The following is a 16655-nucleotide window of genomic DNA, read 5'->3' on the forward strand; positions in this document are numbered from 1 at the left end:
GTCATTGCTAATGCTTATGTTCAGCCTTCCCTCTGATTACTTTAATAGCCTACCAATTGAAGGAGAATAAGTCAATTTTTGATAGGGCTTTCACAGTCGATCGCGTTGATTAATTAGTTTGACTAACGTTTAACTTTAATTTTTTAACCAGTTTTTAACGACGGCTTCAATTTCATTAGTCGTATTCCGACCGCTAACCAGATCATACCATTGAATGTTCATCTTATTTCTAAACCAGGTCAGTTGACGCTTGGCATAGTGACGGGAATCCTGCTTAATTTTAGCTACCGCATCGTCAAGCGTTGTCTCACCCTTAAAGTACGAAAACAGCTCACGATAGCCGATTCCCTTGCCAGACTGATAGTTTTCGCCGCCCTGTTCATACAGCCAGCGTGCCTCATCTATCAGACCATTTTTAATCATCAAGTCGACCCGCTGATTGATTCGTTCATATAAAACCGAACGTTCTGTCGTCAAGCCGATCAGCAAAAAATCATTTGCCGTTTTAGTCTGAGTCTGCTGCGAAAAAAGATGACCGGTTTTTTCAATGACCTCTAAAGCTCGAATGATGCGTCGCAAATTACCCGTTGGAATCTGAGCAGCCGCCTGAGGATCTTTCTGCTGCAGCTGCTGCCAAACGTATTCAGAACCATTCTGCTCTGCAATTTTATGCCAGTAGTCACGGATTCTTTGTGATTCTTCATCAAAATGATCCGCGCCCAATGCCAGATTTTCCGTCAGCGTCTGCAGGTAAAATCCGGTTCCGCCAACGATCATCGGCAAATGCCCTTTATGTTCAATCTGTTCAATCTGTTCGTTGGCCAGTTTTTGAAACTCAGCAGCCGAGAATCTTTGGTTGAGGTCGCGAATATTGATCAAATGATGCGGTACGCCCTCCATTTCCGCTGGCGTAATCTTGGCCGTGCCGATATCCAAATGGCGATAGATCTGCATCGAATCGCCTGAAATCACCTCGCCGTTTAAATGATGAGCTAATTGAATCGACAGCGCGGTCTTGCCGACTGCAGTAGGACCAACGATCGCAATTGCTTTAGTCAAATTTAACACTTCCTTGTCTTAAATTACTGGTAAATCAATCAAAAATCGGTCATAATAAAGCCAAATGACATAAAGGGGGCTACTCTTTTGAAAAAATTTACACGTGGTTTTATCCTGGGAACCTTAACGACGCTCGGTGCCGTAGCAGGCAGCGTAGCAGCTTTCCACAAGACGGTCGTTAAGCCCATCGAAGAAGAAGAAAATCGTTTTGATGAGAACCGTCGCGCTGCTACTCGCAAGGGACGCTCTTCTCACCAACTGTAATTCTCTTAAGATTATAAAAAAGGCTGTTGCAAGCTTGCAACAGCCTTTTGTTATCTAGTCAGCGTATTTGGCTTTCTTCGTCTTGCCGTGCCATTCCGCGTAGCCGCCCTTTAAGATGTAGAGCTTACGGTAGCCTTTTTTGGCCAAGAAAGTCACGGCCTGCGTACTCAGCTGCATGCCGTCATCATAAAGATAAACCGGCAGATCCGGCCGCAGTTCGCCATACTGCTGCTTGAGATAGATGTATGGAAGACTGCGGGCGCCCAAAATGTGCCCTTTATCAAAAGCATCCTTTTGCCGCAGATCAATCACCTGCGCCTTACGCATGCCCTCACGGAAGGCATCTTCATCCAGCACCGTGGCATAATGCTTGCGCCGATAAGCACTGATCCCAGCACTTACTCCCCAGCCAATCAAAATTGCCAATACGATGATGTCAAAAATCAACCATCCCGAACTCATTCCCAGTACCACAACAATTTCCTCCAAACATGCTTGTTTTAATTTAAGAAAGGCAATTCATCACGTATTAAACGTGCTTCCTTGCCTTTTAATAGCTTTCAAATAAATAGTTTATTTTTCATCAGCGATAAAGTCAAGCGCCAATGAAGCAGCCCCGATCACGCCGGCATCGTTGCCCAGCTGAGCCAGTTTAAGCTGCGTGGAAGTCCGTACCGTTGGGAAGGCGAACTTTTGGAAGTTTTGCTGAACGCGCTTAAGCAGGAATTCACCAGCTGCGGAAACCCCACCGCCGATCACCACCGTTTCAGGGTTCAGCGTGTTGCTGATGTTGGCACATGCCAGCCCCAGGTAGTACGTAACCTTCTTAACGACTTCGTTTGCCAAAAAGTCGTTTTCCTTAGCCAGGTCAAAGACGATCTTGGCCGTAATCTCGTCGCCATTGTCGATCATGGCCTTCAAACGGCTGTTGCCTTCGTATTCTTCAGCAGCATCCTGAGCCAGGTGAACGATCCCGGTAGCCGAAGCGTATTGTTCCAGACAGCCGTGGTTGCCGCAGGTACATTCATAGCCGTTTGGTTCAACGATAATGTGGCCAACTTCACCACCAGCACCATTGACACCATGAACCAGCTTGCCGTTAGCGATGATCCCACCGCCGACGCCAGTTCCCAGCGTAATGAATACCACATCGTCACCCTCATGGCCAGCACCCTTCCAACGTTCGCCCAGGCCGGCACAGTTGGCATCGTTGTCCAGAGCAAACTTCAGGCCAGTACCTTTTTCGATTTGTTCCTTGACTGGCTGCAGCGTCTTCCAGTTCAGGTTGTAGGCGCCAATGACCGTTCCTTCTTCGCGGTTAACCGTTCCTGGCGTCCCCATGCCGATCCCGATAAACTGGCTGCGGTCCATCTTGTACAGATCAATGTGATGGTTGATGGATTCAATAATATCGGGAACGATGTGAGAACCTTCATCCAAAATGTTAGTCCGCAGCGACCACTTTTGTTGGATTTCGCCTTGATCCGTCAAAATAGCAAACTTGATCGTAGTCCCACCAAGGTCAACACCGATTAACTTCTTGTTCATGCTCTAATTTCTCCTTTAACCTCAATAAATCCCTTGCCTCAATAAGGCGATTTGTTTTTTTGATTCAGTTCTTCTTCAATGCGATGCTCTTTTCTTAAAACCAGTTTAGCCTGCATGTACAAATCCTTGTCCAAGACACCTGCTTGATAAAGATTGTCAACTTCGATAGCCATCAGCTCAATATCCCAAAGCCTTTTGCCAACGTAGACGAAGACGTTGAAACGTTTTAAAAGCTGTTGAACATCATATAGCGTGCGAATCTCACGAATTGGTTTCATTTTAGCAATCCCATTTCCAAAAAAACTGTAATCGTTACAATCAATATAGTGCCACTTAGAAAGCGTTTTAGCAAGTCCATCCTGCCCAAACGCGGTGCGCCAACCACAGCCGCCATAAAGAAGCCACCTAAAAGGCCGCCTAGATGACCGGCCAGATCGATTCCCGGTACCAAGATGTCGGTTCCCAGGTTAAGCAGCACCAAAATTAAAAACTGATGGGCCAGCGAATGAATTGCCGGCTCATCCCAAAAGGCCAGTCCCAGCATCAAAAAGGCGCCAAACAGGCCAAAAATACCAGTGCTGGCACCAGCAGAAATTGACTGTGGCAAAAAGACCGCACTGGCCAGATTACCCATCAGCGTACTTACTAGATAAATCGCCAAAAACCGCCAGTGCCCAAACAGATTTTCAATATACATGCCGATAAAATAAAGCGTTACGCTGTTGACTACCAGATGCGTGAGTCCAATGTGCACGAATCCTGGCGTAATCAAGCGCCACCATTCTCCTGCCTTGATCAGCGGCGTATAGCGCGCGCCAAATTCAATCAGCACTTGGGAATTAGTCGAGCCGCCCGCCAATGTCATCAAGATGAATATAATGACTTGAATCAAAATGATCAGACTGGTAAGCGGTGCTTTTTGCCATGCTTCTTTCATGTTTATTCCTGCTCTAGATTAACGACCTGACCAATCATAACGTCATGGTCCTCAACCGGCCACTCAGCTGCATCAGCCAACTGTGTAGTCAAGGCCAAAGAAACCGTCTGGCCTAAATAGTTTGCCAAGTAACGGTCGTAATAGCCGCCGCCAAAGCCCAGCCGCTTGCCATCAGCAGTAAAGGCCACTCCTGGTACAACGATCAGATCGATCTCCTGTGGTTGCAAGGCCTTCCCTGCCAATGGTTCCAAGACGCCAAATCCAGTTTCTTCAAATTCGGTATCCTCATCAATTTGAACAAACTCCATTTGTCTTTTCGGCAACGTGCGCGGAACCAGCACTCTTTTTCCCTCATGCCTGGCATGCAGAATCAGCGGTGCCGTGTCCAGCTCAAACGACTGGCTCATGGTCAGTGCAACCGTCTTGGCATTGGTCCACTGCGGCAGATCATAAAGCTTTTGCGCTAGGCGATGCTGTTCGCGCAGCCGCGTATTTTGATCCAGCTGCTGCAGCCGGGCAAGATACGCCTTGCGCATTTCCTTTTTTGAATGTGTCAATTTTCTCTCTCCCTCCGTAAAACGTATTGACAGACGTTTACAAAAAGTAATTATCACCGCTAATGGCAATTTATGCAAGCGTTTTTGCGCAAAAATTGCAACCGTTCGCATAATTTGCACCAAAATACCAAATTGCTTCCCCCAATCCATAAAAGCAGTCTTCAGCTTAAAGGCCAGCTATGCCAACGATTGATCTGCCAAACGCCTTCTTCAACAACCAAGCGTTTCAGATCAGCATCATAATCAGAGGTCATCATCAAGCTAAGAAGATGCATCAGCAGCCAGACATGCTTCTTTTTGAAAAGAAAAAAGACTCAACTGCCAGTCAGCAGCTGAGTCTTGGTTAGCTTTGAATTACTTGGTTTCGCGGTGCAGCGTAACCTTGCGTTCCCGTGGGCAGTACTTGTTCAGTTCAAGACGGTCCGGGTTGTTACGACGGTTCTTGCTGGTCAAGTAAGTCCGTTCGTGGCATGAAGTACATTCAAGAGTAATGTTTACACGCATTGGTGGCAACCTCCAAACTTTTTTCAGATTTAATTGGTTATTCGTAACCCTAACTCGTACAACTATATCATCAATTCGCTGCTTTGACCAGAGTTTTGTCCAAGATTGTTAAGGAAATTCCCTTGACAGCTATTATTTACAGCTCTATTGATAATCTTTCGAGCTCTTAACATCTTTCCAAAAGGCCTTAAAGATCTGCGAAGCCATCGTCAGGTTGGCCCCGCCATCAGAGTTGCTTGCGCCTGGAATAGCCAGGGCAACTACGACCTGTGGATTATCAGATGGTGCATAGCCGGCAAAGCTGAGCGTAACCGTGCTGTTGTTCTTGTAGAACGTTTCGGCCGTACCAGTCTTACCCGAGATCGATGGCGTATCGCTAGCCAGCTTCTTACCAGTAATGTAGGTACTTGAGCCGTGAACCACATCATAGAGACCTTCTTTGACGATCTTCCATTCGGCAGCAGTGGCTGGGATGGTTCCCAAGACTTCCGGCTTAGTAGTATATTCAATGGCTCCCAGCGAACCATCCTTGTTGGTTCCCCGCACCTGCTTAACGATGTACGGCCGCATCCGATAGCCGCCATTGGCAATCGTGGACATGTACTGAGCCAGCTGAATCGTTGTATAGCCATCGTAGTTACCATACGAAAGGTCAAGTGCCGAACCGATGTTGGACTGTTTGGAAGGACCCTCATAGCCCGAGCTTTCGCCTGGCAAGTCAATCCCTGTCTTAACCCCTAAGCCGAACATCTTGAAGTAGTAGCGCAGCTTGGTAAAGATCGATGGGTCAAGGTCAATCGCACCACCAGAGACATATTTCATGCCCCCTTCTTTCATGGCCAGCTGCATCATGTACGAGTTGGATGAAACTTCCAAAGCCGTGGCCGCATTCAAGGCAATGTTGGCACTACCAGTCTTGTTGAACCAAGAAGTCTTGGCACTGGTCCCGGCCAGCTTGATCGGCATATCGGTCAAGGTATTGTTGCTTGGCGTGATGACACCGCTCATAAAGCCACCCATGATCATGGCCCCTTTAACAACCGATCCCATTGTAATCGGATGGTTGATGGCCCCGATCTCATCGGTAGTCTGCTTGCCAGTCGTTGGGTCCCGGTCAATCCCAGCCATTGCATAGATCTCGCCGGTATTTGGATTCATTACGACGGCATAGACCCCGGTTGAATAAGCGATCCCAGCTGATGAGTAGTTCTTTTCCAGAATGCTTTGAACCTGCTTTTGGAACTTGGAATTAATCGTCAAGACCAGGTTGTCACCCTTCTTGCCGGCATACTTAACCTTTTCTTTGGTGGTATTGCCAGTCGTCATAACCTCAGTCTGCGATTTCGAGCCGGCTAAAGTCGATTGATAGAGCTTTTCCAGATAGCTTTGCCCAACGTCATCGTTTCGTGAGTATCCTTGAGCAAGCATGGAGTTCAGCTCATCACTTGGCAGCCCAGATGAAAGCGTCCCGGTTAAGGTTTGAATGTCTTTACCCTGTGGATAATTTCGCGTCCAGGCCTTCCCAATCTTAACCCCTGGCATTTCGCTCAGATGCTCGCCGACTTCAGCCAATTCCTTAGCGGTAACGCCGGTTGACTTGATATAGGTCGTCGACAGCGAGTAGGCGCCGCTCATCGCAGCATAGATCCGCGCCTTATTCTGCTGCAGCTTGGTCAGCTTGTAGACTTCTGGATGCTTGTTCAAGTAGGCCAATGCCTTGTTGTATTGACCATTGCTGGTAACCTGACTGGACAGGTGCAGCTTCTTGACAATCGCCTTTAGATTATCGCTGTCGGCCAGATAGTAGTCTTCTGCCTGACGCTGCGTCAGCTTGGTCTTAGTGCCAACGTTGACGTAATTACCGAGGCGATTGGCGATCTTATACAGATCCGCACTGGTAACGTCAGCGCCTTTAGTATAGGTAATTGCCTGATGGACCTGATTGCCGACTAAAACCTTGCCAGATGAGTCATAGATCATCCCCCGCTGAACATTGTTGGTCTGCACGGTCGTATCCGAGCTTTTAACCTCAGCCTTAAAAGATGATCCATTCAGCACCTGCAGATAAAACAAGCGGGCAACCAAGGCCAGTAAAAGGAGCGCTACGACCCATAGCAAAAAGTTCAATCGCGATGGAATCACGGATTGCGCGGTTTTTTTGCTCTTTTTGCGTTGATCGAAGATGCCCTTAAAGCGATTTAAGAACTTCAATTTTAATAATCTCCTTAGACAGAATAAGTCTATTTTAACAAATTTTTTGCAGCACGACCGAATCGAACTGCAAGATTGTCCTCAAGAGTTTAACTATACACTTTTATTTGCAAGATTAAACCTATTATGAGATGATTTAACGAATTTTAAGCAAGGAAACCACGAAGTTTTCACACTTTATGGCTATAATGAAAAACGTAATTTTCATTCCTAAAGATAAGGATCTGTTTTGATATGACACATACCGTTCGTCAGCGCCGTTTGGTTTTGCTGATCAGTTTTTTGCTGCCCGTCTTGATTATGGGCGGCTACTTTGTTTATCGCGGCATGGCACCATTTGGCAGCAGTACTGTCTTGACTGTAGATCTTGGTCAGCAGTATGTCGACTTTTTTGCCTATCTGCGCTCATCGCTTCTGCATCATCCCAGCAGCCTGCTTTATTCCTTTAGTAAGGGACTGGGCGGTGAGATGTGGGGTACCAACGCCTACTACCTTTGGAGCCCGTTAAATCTGCTATTGCTCTTTTTCCCCGCACAGCATCTGGCCAGCGGCATTGCCATTCTAACGCTGCTTAAATACGGACTGGCTGGTTTGGCGATGGCCTGGGTGCTTGACCGTGAAAAGATTCAGCAGGGGCCACGCATTTGGATTTTTTCGACCCCCTACGCCTTAATGGGTTGGATGGTGGCCAACCAGTTCAATCTGCTCTGGCTGGACGTCTTGTTTCTGCTGCCGCTGATCATTTATGGTGAGCGCAAATTATTGTCCGGCCGCAGTCCCTGGACCTATACGCTGTGGCTGGCAGTGGCTTTGATCGACAACTACTATATGGCCTGGATGGTTGCCATCTTCACCATTTTATTTGGAATTTGGACGATTGCCAGTGAGAAAACGACTTGGCAATGGCAATGGCATGCAGCCGGCTATACCCTGGGACGCTATCTGGGCAGCTCACTGCTTGCCGGAGCCATCAGCGCGTTCGTTCTGCTGCCGACTGCCTATGCCTTAACGCAGAGCAAGGGCACTTATACGACCACGTCATGGAACTGGAAGCTTGAGTATAATCCATTAAAGATGCTGGCCAAACTGGTGCCCGGATCATTCAATTTCAATCAGATGCCAAGCGGTCAGCCAAATATTTATGTTGGCATGCTGATTATGCTGGGCGCCGTCCTTTACTTTTTCAATCGGCGCGAAAAAATTGCCGGTCGTCTGACAGCCGGTCTGATTACTTTGTTTTTACTGGCCTCTTTTTGTATTGAGGCACTGGATCTGTTCTGGCACGCTGGTCAGTTCCCAGTTTGGTATCCGTATCGCTTTTCCTACCTGTTTTCATTTTGGTGCATCTGGCTGGCCGCGCGCACTCTGCAGCCTGACTTTCGAATCAAATGGCCGGTCGCGCTTGGCTTAGCGGTTTTAGTCGGCAGTATTTTTGCCTATCTGATGCTAAAACAGGTCAGTCATCTTTCGTATATCAATCGCAATCAGCTGCTGATCGGGCTTGGCTTTGCAGCGATTGCCATTTTGGCGCTGTTGATCCCGCGTTACGGCAATTCACGACTCTATGACCTGCTGCTGATTCTGTTGGCGGTCTGTGACGTCAGCACCAGCGCATTTACGGCGCTAAACAACATTTCTTATGTCTCACAGGCTGAGTTCGGCAATTATACCAAAGAGCTGGATAAAGCCGTTACCAAGCTCAAATCGCTAGACAGCGGCCTTTATCGAACCGGCAAGACCTTTATGCGGACCAAGGATGACCCATTCCAAGCTGACTTCAACAGCGGCGATCACTTTGGCTCAACGCTGGAACCCGCTCAGCCAGCATTCATGGGAGCAATTGGGCAGCCCGATGGCGATGGCTTTATCACCTACACGGATGGCACACAGGTTACCGATTCACTGCTGGGCTTTAAATACTTCTTACAGGAACGGCATAATGGCAAGCAGAATGGCAGTACCGTTTTGCCGTCGACCAGTCTCAGACCCGATCTCAAGCAGCAAAAAACGATTGCTCAGACTTCAATGGTCAATATCAAGTCCAATCAAGCTGCACTGCCGATTGCGTTTGGTGCCAGCAGCCAAGTCTTGAATCTGACGCATAACACGCTGGATCCATTGGCCTATCAGTCGCAGATCTTCCAGTCGCTGGCGGGTCGCGGCGTCAATCAGTTGCTGTTCCAGGTCCAGAACTTTAACCACGTCACGTTTGGCAATGTCCAATCCGCCGTTCAGATTACCGGAACCACGTTTAAAAAACGCAATCTGCTGACGCCAGCAAGCATTGAGCTTGAGTTTACCCCGACGACCAATAATTCTTATTACCTGACTTTAGGCGCCAACGTCAAGAACAATGCCACGATTACGATCAACGGCAAGGCCTTGACTCAATACGATACCTATCGTAATACGGTAACGGTCAACGTCGCCAACCACGCTAAGGGTAAAACCATCAAGATCGTCTTTAGTCTCAAGAACTCAACGCTTTGGATGCAAAACGTCAGTCTCTACATGCTTAATCAAAAAGCCTTCAATGCCAGTCTCAAGACCTTAAAGCAATCGCCATTAAAGGTCTCCAGCTATGCCGCCAACCGAATCTCGGGCACGGTCAATCTCAAAGCTGGCCAGGATCTTTTAATGACTACCATCCCTTATGATCAGGGCTGGCACGTCAAGGTTGATGGCAAAACCGTTACGCCTAAAAAAGCCTTAAGTACTTTTATGGCAATTCCAATGTCGACTGGCAAGCATAAGGTTTCCATGTACTACATTCCACCATATCTGATCTTAGGAACTACAATCAGCCTGTTGGCAATTAGCGGCAGCATCTGGTGGCTTAAGAAAGGCCGACAAAAGCGCTAATGTTTTATTTATTTAACAACAAAAGGATGACGCAGCTGACGTCATCCTTTTTTGATGGTTTTGATTTTAGTCATCGATTTTAGCAGCGTTGAGCATCAATGAGCTGGCAACTACCGAAGCCGAGCTGAAGGCCATTGCCAGACCAGCCAGTGCCGGGCTGAGAACCAGTCCCCAACGCGCAAAGACGCCGGCTGCAATCGGAATGCCGATCAAGTTGTAGATCAGCGCCCAAAACAGATTCAGCTTGATACGCGCAAAAGTTTTTTTAGCAATCGTCAGCGCCTTGACGACATCCTTGAGACTGTTTTTAACCAAGACGATGCCACCCGTTTCAATTGCGACATCGGTTCCCGATCCCATAGCAATCCCAACGTCTGCGACTGCCAGGGCCGGTGCGTCATTGATCCCGTCACCGACAAATGCCGTCACCCCAGACTGCTGCAGCTTTTTGACCTGTTGAGCCTTGTCGCCAGGCATTACCTCGGCAATCACCTCATCGATACCGACCTGTTTGGCAACTGCTTTGGCTGCCCGTTTATTATCACCGGTAATCATCACCGTGTGCATCCCCTGCTGCCTTAGTCTTGCGATGGCTGACTTGGCAAACGGCTTCGGTGCATCTTGAATCGCGATCAGGCCAATGATCAGTCCATCTTGCCCAACCGCTGCCGTTGTCTTGCCGACTTCCTGGAGCCGTTTGATTTGATCCTGCCATTCTTTATCAAGCGGCTGACTGGCCAGCTGAGGCTTCCCAACAAAAACCTGATGCCCATTGATTTGACCGGTAACGCCCTGCCCGGTTCGATTTAAAAATTCGGTCACGTTTGGCAAGGTGATTGCTTGCTTTTGCGCCGCTTTTACGATCGCTTCAGCCAGTGGATGCTCTGACAGCGACTCTAAGGCAGCTGCCAGCGTTAAGACTTGCTTTGGGTCGCCGATCACATCCGTAACGGTCGGTTGTCCCTGTGTAAGCGTACCGGTTTTATCAAAGGCAATATTTTTAATATGACTGGCAGTTTCCAAGACTTCGCCATTTTTGATCAGAATCCCCATTTTGGCCGCCCGTCCTGTCCCAACCATCAAAGCAGTCGGCGTGGCAATCCCCAGCGCGCATGGACAGGCAATTACGATCGTTGAAACGGCAAAGGTCAGCGATCTGGTCAGCGTGGCATTCAAAAAGACGCTCCAAATGGCAAACACCGCAATCGCAATCATCAATACAATGGGAACAAAAACATCAGCGATCCGATCAGCCATTTTTTGAATCGGGGCATGGCTGGATTGGGCATGTCTGACAATTTCGACGATCTGAGCCAGCATGGTATCCTTGCCGACCTTTTCAGCCGTGTACTCTAAAATACCGGTCTGATTAAGCGTCCCGCCGATTACCAGATCACCAGTCTGTTTTTCAATCGGCATGCTTTCGCCAGTAATCATTGACTCATTGATCGTTGAATGCCCCTTAACGATTCTGCCATCCGCAGCAATCTTTTCTCCTGGCCTGGCCAGCAGCCGATCGCCAATCGCGACTTCTTCAATCGGAATCTCACTGGTTTGACCGTTTCTGATTACCGTGGCCTGTCTTGCCTGCAGTTCCAGCAGCTTAGTCGTTGCCTGCGAAGCCTGTGTGCGCATCTTGTCTTCCAGATACTGCCCTAATAAGACAAAGACGATAATATAAGCAGCACTTTCAAAAAACACGCCTTGATGATGCATCAGGGCACCGATACTGTAAAGATATGCCGTCAGCGTCCCTACCGCAACCAGCGTGTCCATGTTAGCATGATGATGCAAAAAGGCAGCCCAGGCACTTTGCATAAATGCCCGTCCTGATATCAGCATAATCAAAGTCGTCAGTACCAGCGCAATCCAATCACCGTTTGGCAGCATCGGCCAGGCAAACAGCATGGCCAGCATGTCATAAAGCATTGGCAAAGAAAGCAAAAGTGCCAGCCAGAAACGTTTTTTGATGCTCATCATTTGACGATCACCTTGCCATGAAACATATTCATCCCACAGGCAAACTCATACTCGCCGGCTTTACTGGTATCAAACTCAATCTGGTGCAGCTGATTTTGCGGCAGCTGCTCATTGATTCCCTGTTCTGGAAAAACCACTCTTTCCAGACAGGATGAAGGGTCCTTGCGATAAAAATCCAATTCGGCCGGCACGCCCTTTTTTAAGACGATTGTACTTGGCGAGTAGCCGCCATTGACCTCGATCCGGATTTTTTGATCTTGATCGTTGTCGTTAAGCCGCGCCGTCATGGCCTTTTCTTGATGATGGCCAAAGAACCACCAGCCAATTGCAGCAATCAAAATTACAGCTATCAATAAAATCAAAATTTTAAGCATTGGTTGAGCCTCCTTTTTGTTTACACATGTAATTATTAATATAATCAGTCTGCACTTTTAAATTACATTTGTCAACAATAAAGCAATAAAAAAATCCCCACTTCATTTTGAAGCAGGGAATTGATCTTCACCAATCCAATCTGACAAAGACCCAATCAATCTCGCCGATCAGATGGCAAAGGTTTACAGATTATTTAACTTCCAGAATCTTGACATTCATCGTCCCGTTTGGAATCTCGATTTCAACTTCCTCGCCGACCTTGTGGCCAATCAGACCCTTAGCCATTGGCGATTCATTGGAGATCTTGCCGTTCAGCGGGTCAGATTCGGATTCGCCAACGATTTGGTAGGTTTCTGGCTCTTCATCTGGCAGTTCCTTAAACGTTACCTGACGTCCCATCGAAACCTCGTCGGCAGCCACGTCATTGTTGTCAATGATCACTGAGTATTGCAGCATGTGTTCGATCTGTGAGATCCGGCTTTCAACGAATGACTGTTCATCTTTGGCAGATTCGTATTCAGAGTTTTCCGAAAGGTCACCATAGCTGCGGGCAATCTTGATTCGCTTGATTACTTCTGGACGCCGTACCAAGCGCAGGTTTTCCAGTTCTTCTTCCAGTTTCTGCTTACCTTCAGCCGTCATTGGGTAGCTTTTTTCTTCAGCCATTTCAACAACTCCTTTAAATTTTCCTAGATTTCTTTTTTGAATTTCGTCTTTTGCAACGTTAACATGCTCAACATTAATTGTAAACCATCATTATGCTTACTTTAGTTCAGTATGACCGCGCTTAACCAGAATATCGCGAACCTTGGTCGATAAAAGATCGATTGCGACCTGGTTCTCACCACCTTCTGGCACGATCAGATCAGCATAGCGCTTGGTTGGTTCGATAAATTGGTGATACATCGGCTTAACCGTTGCCAGATACTGACCAATAATCGAGTCCAAAGAACGCCCGCGCTCTTCCATATCACGCTGAATACGGCGGATGATACGAATATCGTCATCGGTATCAACATACACCTTGATATCCATCAGATCACGGAGCCGTTCATCATCCAGGATCAAAATGCCTTCCAGGATAATTACGTCTTGTGGTTCAACATGCACGGTCTCCTTAGCCCGCGTGTAGGCTTTGTAGTCATAGACCGGCATTTCAACGGCTTGATTGTGCCGCAGTTGATCCAGCTGCTCGACCAAAAGATCCGTATCAAAAGCCAGGGGATGATCATAGTTGACGGCCTTACGCTGTTCCATCGTCATGTCAGCCTGATCATTGTAATAGGTATCTTGAGTAATAATCTGGATGGATTGTCCATGCAGCTGATTGTAGATGGCTCGGCTAACCGTGGTCTTGCCACTGCCGGAGCCACCCGTTACGCCAATAATGATTGGACGTTTGTCATCATTGTTCACGCTAAAATTCTCCTTTATTTATCAATACGAAACTTAGTATAGCGCAGCCAGATAGCAGCGACAAGTTTATTCAGCAGGATTTGTCGCTGCCGTGGGTTTTTGCTGCAGTTTTTCAACAATCTGAGGCGTTGACTGGCTTCGTTTCAAATAAAAGCGCCCTGCCTTAATGCCCTGCGTCTTGTGCGTCTGCAGATAATAGTCGAATACATAGGCATTGCGAACCAGTTTCTGTTTTTTAAGCAGCGTACCGGCCTGTTTATCGGTCGTACCTTTAGGAATCACAACCACACGTCTGGTCTGGTCATCAGCATCTACCGGCAGCAGCTCATGATTAAACCAGCCATGTGCAATTAGGCCACTAACGATCAGAATGACAATGACAAGCAGGGTCACGATGTTTTGGCGCCGAATCTGTTGTTTGGTAAAATGGGGCATTTTAAGTTCCTCAAACAAAATAGCAAAAAGGGACCGCCTTTTTAGACGTTCCCTAATCAGTGACTGCAATTAACGAATTTCTGCATTCAAAACGTTTTGCAGGTGTTTTTCAACTCTGGCAAAGGCTTCATTGACCTGATCTTCTGTCAGCGTGGTATCATCGGCTTGATAAGTCAGCGTGTAGGCCAGCGACTTCTTGCCGTCTGGCAGCTTAGCCCCCGTGTAGACGTCAAACAGATGAACGTCTTTGAGGTATTGACCGCCTTTTTGGTAGATCAGATCAACGATTTCTTCATTCGTCACATCTTCATCGATCAGCAGCGCAATATCACGCGTTACGGCTGGGTACTTGCTGATATGACGGTACTGTTTTGGCAGCTTGTCGGCAGCCAGCAGTGCTTCGACGTTCAGTTCAAAGACATAGGTTGCTGGAATCTTCAAGTCCTTGGCCATTTGGGGGTGAACCTGACCAACAAAGCCGATCAGCTTGCCGTTTAACAAAATATTGGCCGTCCGACCAGGGTGCATCTCAGGACGAGTGCTGTCAGCCACGTATTCGATCGTGCCAGCAATCGCCATGTTGTGCAGGTAGCGTTCGACGATTCCCTTGATCTGATAAAAGTCAACTGGACGCCGCTTTAGATTCCAGCTGTCAGCCAACAGACTGCCTGCTATGGCCCCAGCAACGTGTTCTTGTTCTTCAGGACGCTCGCCGCCTTTGGGAATGAAGACGCGGCCTTGTTCATAAAGCGCGATGTCTTCTACCTGACGCGTGGTATTGTAGGCTACGTCAACCAAAAGACCACTGATGATGCTTTCACGAGCCGTCGTGTGATCAGAGCTCATTGGATAGTCAAGCTGCATTGGTTCAACAGCTGGTTCAATCGTAAACTGCTGAGCCTGCTTTTCATTCATCAAAGAATAGCTGATCGCCTGGTTCAATCCCATGCTCTGTAATGAATGGCGTGTGGCCTTCAAGAACTTTTGGCGCTCGTTTAATCCGCCCAGCGTCCGCGTCATGGTTGGCAAGGTTGAAGGAATGTTGTTGAAGCCGTACAGACGAGCGATTTCTTCGTTCAGATCGGCTGCAATGCTGATATCCCAGCGCCGTGCCGGTACGCTTACGACCAGCGTATCGTCATCCGATTGCGTGTAGGCAAACTTTAGGCGATCAAAGATGTTTTCAACCTGAGCCAGTTTCAGATCCGTACCCAGCACGGCATTGATCTTAGTCAAAGACATCGTGATTGGCGTTGACTTGATTGGCGCCTCACTGCCAGTAACGATTCCCTGTTCAACCTCACCGCCAGCCAGCTGTTGCAGCCAGTAAGCAGCTTCGTTCAGAGCCGTTTCAACCGTTTCTGGATTAACGCCCCGTTCAAACCGCATTGAGCTTTCGCTGTGCAGATCTAAGCGTCGAGCCTGCTTGCGAACCATGACTGAGTCAAAGATCGCCGCTTCTAAGACCACGTTTTGCGTCTGATCGCTGACTGCCGTATTCAGTCCCCCCATCGTTCCGGCCAGGCAGACTGGCTCGTCGTTTGAGGTTACCACGATGTCTTCTTTTTGCAGTGTTTGTTCAGCCTCATCAAGCGTTACGAACTTTTCGCCCTCATGCGCATGGCGAACGCTGAGCTCATGCGCTGGCAGCCGATCATAGTCATAGCTGTGCATTGGCTGACCATACTTGAGCAGAATATAGTTGGTAACGTCCACGACATTGTTGATTGGCCGAATGCCCGCATTCCACAGGCGAATCTGCAGCCACATTGGACTCTCGCCCAGCTTAACGTTCTTGATCACCCGGGCTTTGTAGGCTGGTGCAATCTGTGGATCAGGGATCGTAATCTTCAGCAGATCAGCAGCTTTTTGCGCACCGTTTTCCTTAACGTCATGTGAAACGAAATTATTCGGCAGATCATAAATCGCGCTCAGATCATTGACATTGCCATACATACTCAGCATATCACCCCGGTTAGGCGTCAGATCGGTATCAATGATCGTGTCATCCATTCCCAGGTAGCCAAAGACGGCATCGCCTACCTTGGCATCGTCTGGCAAGAACCAGATGCCTTCTTCATAAGCCTTTGGTGCAATTTTGTCACTAAAGCCGATTTCCTGCAGCGCACACAGCATGCCGTTTGATTCTTCGCCACGAATCTTGCCGCGCTTGATCTTGGTGCCGTCTTTAAGCTTGGCACCAGCTAAGGCAACGATAACCTTCTTACCGGCTGCCTGACTGACATTGGGTGCACCACAGACAATTTGAACGACCGCTCCTTCGCTGATCTTGACCTGGCACAGATTGAGATGATCAGAGTCTGGATGCGGCGTGACCGATTCGATCTGGCCCACGACGATATTGCTCAGGCCATCGCTTGGCGAGTAGACCTCATTAATGTCAACCGAGGTCAGAGCCAGTTTTTCAGCCAGCGCGCTGGGTTCAATCTGGTTCTTTTCAAGCGGCAGATATTCATTTAACCATTGGTATGAAACTTTCATTGAAA

Annotated in this window: 17 protein-coding genes; 3 read left to right on the forward strand and 14 right to left on the reverse strand. The window is 48.0% G+C overall.

Annotated elements, in window-relative coordinates:
* Positions 1–135: 135 nt before the first annotated feature.
* On the reverse strand, positions 136–1059 hold the full coding sequence (gene miaA, locus H0G69_RS06980) for a tRNA (adenosine(37)-N6)-dimethylallyltransferase MiaA (protein WP_039945797.1): 924 nt from the start codon (positions 1057–1059) through the stop codon (positions 136–138).
* Positions 1060–1146: 87 nt separating this feature from the next.
* Here miaA and H0G69_RS06985 point away from each other — a divergent pair, with 87 nt between their 5' ends.
* The gene (locus H0G69_RS06985) at positions 1147–1323 is read left to right on the forward strand and encodes a DUF3042 family protein (protein ID WP_006499971.1); all 177 of its coding nucleotides are present in this window, start codon (positions 1147–1149) and stop codon (positions 1321–1323) included.
* A gap of 54 nt (positions 1324–1377) precedes the next feature.
* On the opposite strand, the gene H0G69_RS06990 is transcribed toward H0G69_RS06985, so the two are convergent.
* The 5 genes from H0G69_RS06990 to H0G69_RS07010 all read right to left on the reverse strand — a co-directional run bounded on the left by H0G69_RS06990 (position 1378) and on the right by H0G69_RS07010 (position 4365).
* On the reverse strand, positions 1378–1803 hold the full coding sequence (locus H0G69_RS06990; protein WP_225431384.1) for a rhodanese-like domain-containing protein: 426 nt from the start codon (positions 1801–1803) through the stop codon (positions 1378–1380).
* 93 nt (positions 1804–1896) lie between these two features.
* On the reverse strand, positions 1897–2871 hold the full coding sequence (locus H0G69_RS06995; protein ID WP_006499973.1) for an ROK family glucokinase: 975 nt from the start codon (positions 2869–2871) through the stop codon (positions 1897–1899).
* Positions 2872–2909: 38 nt separating this feature from the next.
* Positions 2910–3149 carry a YqgQ family protein gene (locus H0G69_RS07000; protein WP_006499974.1) on the reverse strand — a complete coding sequence of 80 codons (240 nt, stop codon included), beginning with the start codon at positions 3147–3149 and terminating at the stop codon, positions 2910–2912.
* Positions 3146–3808, reverse strand: coding sequence for a rhomboid family intramembrane serine protease (locus H0G69_RS07005; RefSeq protein WP_006499975.1), 663 nt, complete (start codon positions 3806–3808; stop codon positions 3146–3148). Before H0G69_RS07005 ends, H0G69_RS07000 begins: the two co-directional genes overlap by 4 nt.
* A gap of 2 nt (positions 3809–3810) precedes the next feature.
* Entirely contained in the window at positions 3811–4365 is a 555-nt protein-coding gene (locus tag H0G69_RS07010; RefSeq protein WP_180304533.1) for a 5-formyltetrahydrofolate cyclo-ligase, read from the reverse strand.
* Between the two features lie 179 nt (positions 4366–4544).
* Between H0G69_RS07010 and H0G69_RS07015 the strand changes: the two genes are divergently transcribed.
* Entirely contained in the window at positions 4545–4712 is a 168-nt protein-coding gene (locus H0G69_RS07015; protein ID WP_006499977.1) for a hypothetical protein, read from the forward strand.
* Between the two features lie 7 nt (positions 4713–4719).
* Here the strand turns inward: H0G69_RS07015 and rpmG are convergent, their stop codons facing one another.
* Together rpmG and H0G69_RS07025 are read right to left on the reverse strand one after the other, a co-directional pair.
* Positions 4720–4869, reverse strand: coding sequence for a 50S ribosomal protein L33 (rpmG, locus tag H0G69_RS07020; RefSeq protein WP_033935278.1), 150 nt, complete (start codon positions 4867–4869; stop codon positions 4720–4722).
* Between the two features lie 144 nt (positions 4870–5013).
* The gene (locus tag H0G69_RS07025) at positions 5014–7080 is read right to left on the reverse strand and encodes a peptidoglycan D,D-transpeptidase FtsI family protein (RefSeq protein ID WP_048345328.1); all 2067 of its coding nucleotides are present in this window, start codon (positions 7078–7080) and stop codon (positions 5014–5016) included.
* 234 nt (positions 7081–7314) lie between these two features.
* Between H0G69_RS07025 and H0G69_RS07030 the strand changes: the two genes are divergently transcribed.
* Positions 7315–9942 carry a YfhO family protein gene (locus H0G69_RS07030; RefSeq protein WP_180304534.1) on the forward strand — a complete coding sequence of 876 codons (2628 nt, stop codon included), beginning with the start codon at positions 7315–7317 and terminating at the stop codon, positions 9940–9942.
* Between the two features lie 66 nt (positions 9943–10008).
* Here the strand turns inward: H0G69_RS07030 and H0G69_RS07035 are convergent, their stop codons facing one another.
* The 6 genes from H0G69_RS07035 to pheT all read right to left on the reverse strand — a co-directional run bounded on the left by H0G69_RS07035 (position 10009) and on the right by pheT (position 16650).
* Complete coding sequence (locus tag H0G69_RS07035) at positions 10009–11919, reverse strand: copper-translocating P-type ATPase (RefSeq protein WP_180305425.1); 1911 nt, start codon at positions 11917–11919, stop codon at positions 10009–10011.
* On the reverse strand, positions 11919–12296 hold the full coding sequence (locus H0G69_RS07040; protein ID WP_180304535.1) for a cupredoxin domain-containing protein: 378 nt from the start codon (positions 12294–12296) through the stop codon (positions 11919–11921). Before H0G69_RS07040 ends, H0G69_RS07035 begins: the two co-directional genes overlap by 1 nt.
* A 190-nt stretch (positions 12297–12486) precedes the next feature.
* Positions 12487–12963 carry a transcription elongation factor GreA gene (greA, locus tag H0G69_RS07045; RefSeq protein WP_033935282.1) on the reverse strand — a complete coding sequence of 159 codons (477 nt, stop codon included), beginning with the start codon at positions 12961–12963 and terminating at the stop codon, positions 12487–12489.
* 96 nt (positions 12964–13059) lie between these two features.
* Positions 13060–13713: a uridine kinase gene (udk, locus tag H0G69_RS07050; protein ID WP_033935283.1), complete on the reverse strand. Its 654-nt coding sequence runs from the start codon at positions 13711–13713 to the stop codon at positions 13060–13062.
* Between the two features lie 66 nt (positions 13714–13779).
* Positions 13780–14148, reverse strand: coding sequence for an endolytic transglycosylase MltG (locus H0G69_RS07055; RefSeq protein ID WP_033935284.1), 369 nt, complete (start codon positions 14146–14148; stop codon positions 13780–13782).
* Between the two features lie 69 nt (positions 14149–14217).
* Positions 14218–16650: a phenylalanine--tRNA ligase subunit beta gene (gene pheT / locus H0G69_RS07060; protein ID WP_180304536.1), complete on the reverse strand. Its 2433-nt coding sequence runs from the start codon at positions 16648–16650 to the stop codon at positions 14218–14220.
* Between the last annotated feature and the right edge of the window lie 5 nt (positions 16651–16655).

This window comes from Limosilactobacillus mucosae (assembly GCF_013423865.1).
Lineage (GTDB): Bacteria > Bacillota > Bacilli > Lactobacillales > Lactobacillaceae > Limosilactobacillus > Limosilactobacillus mucosae.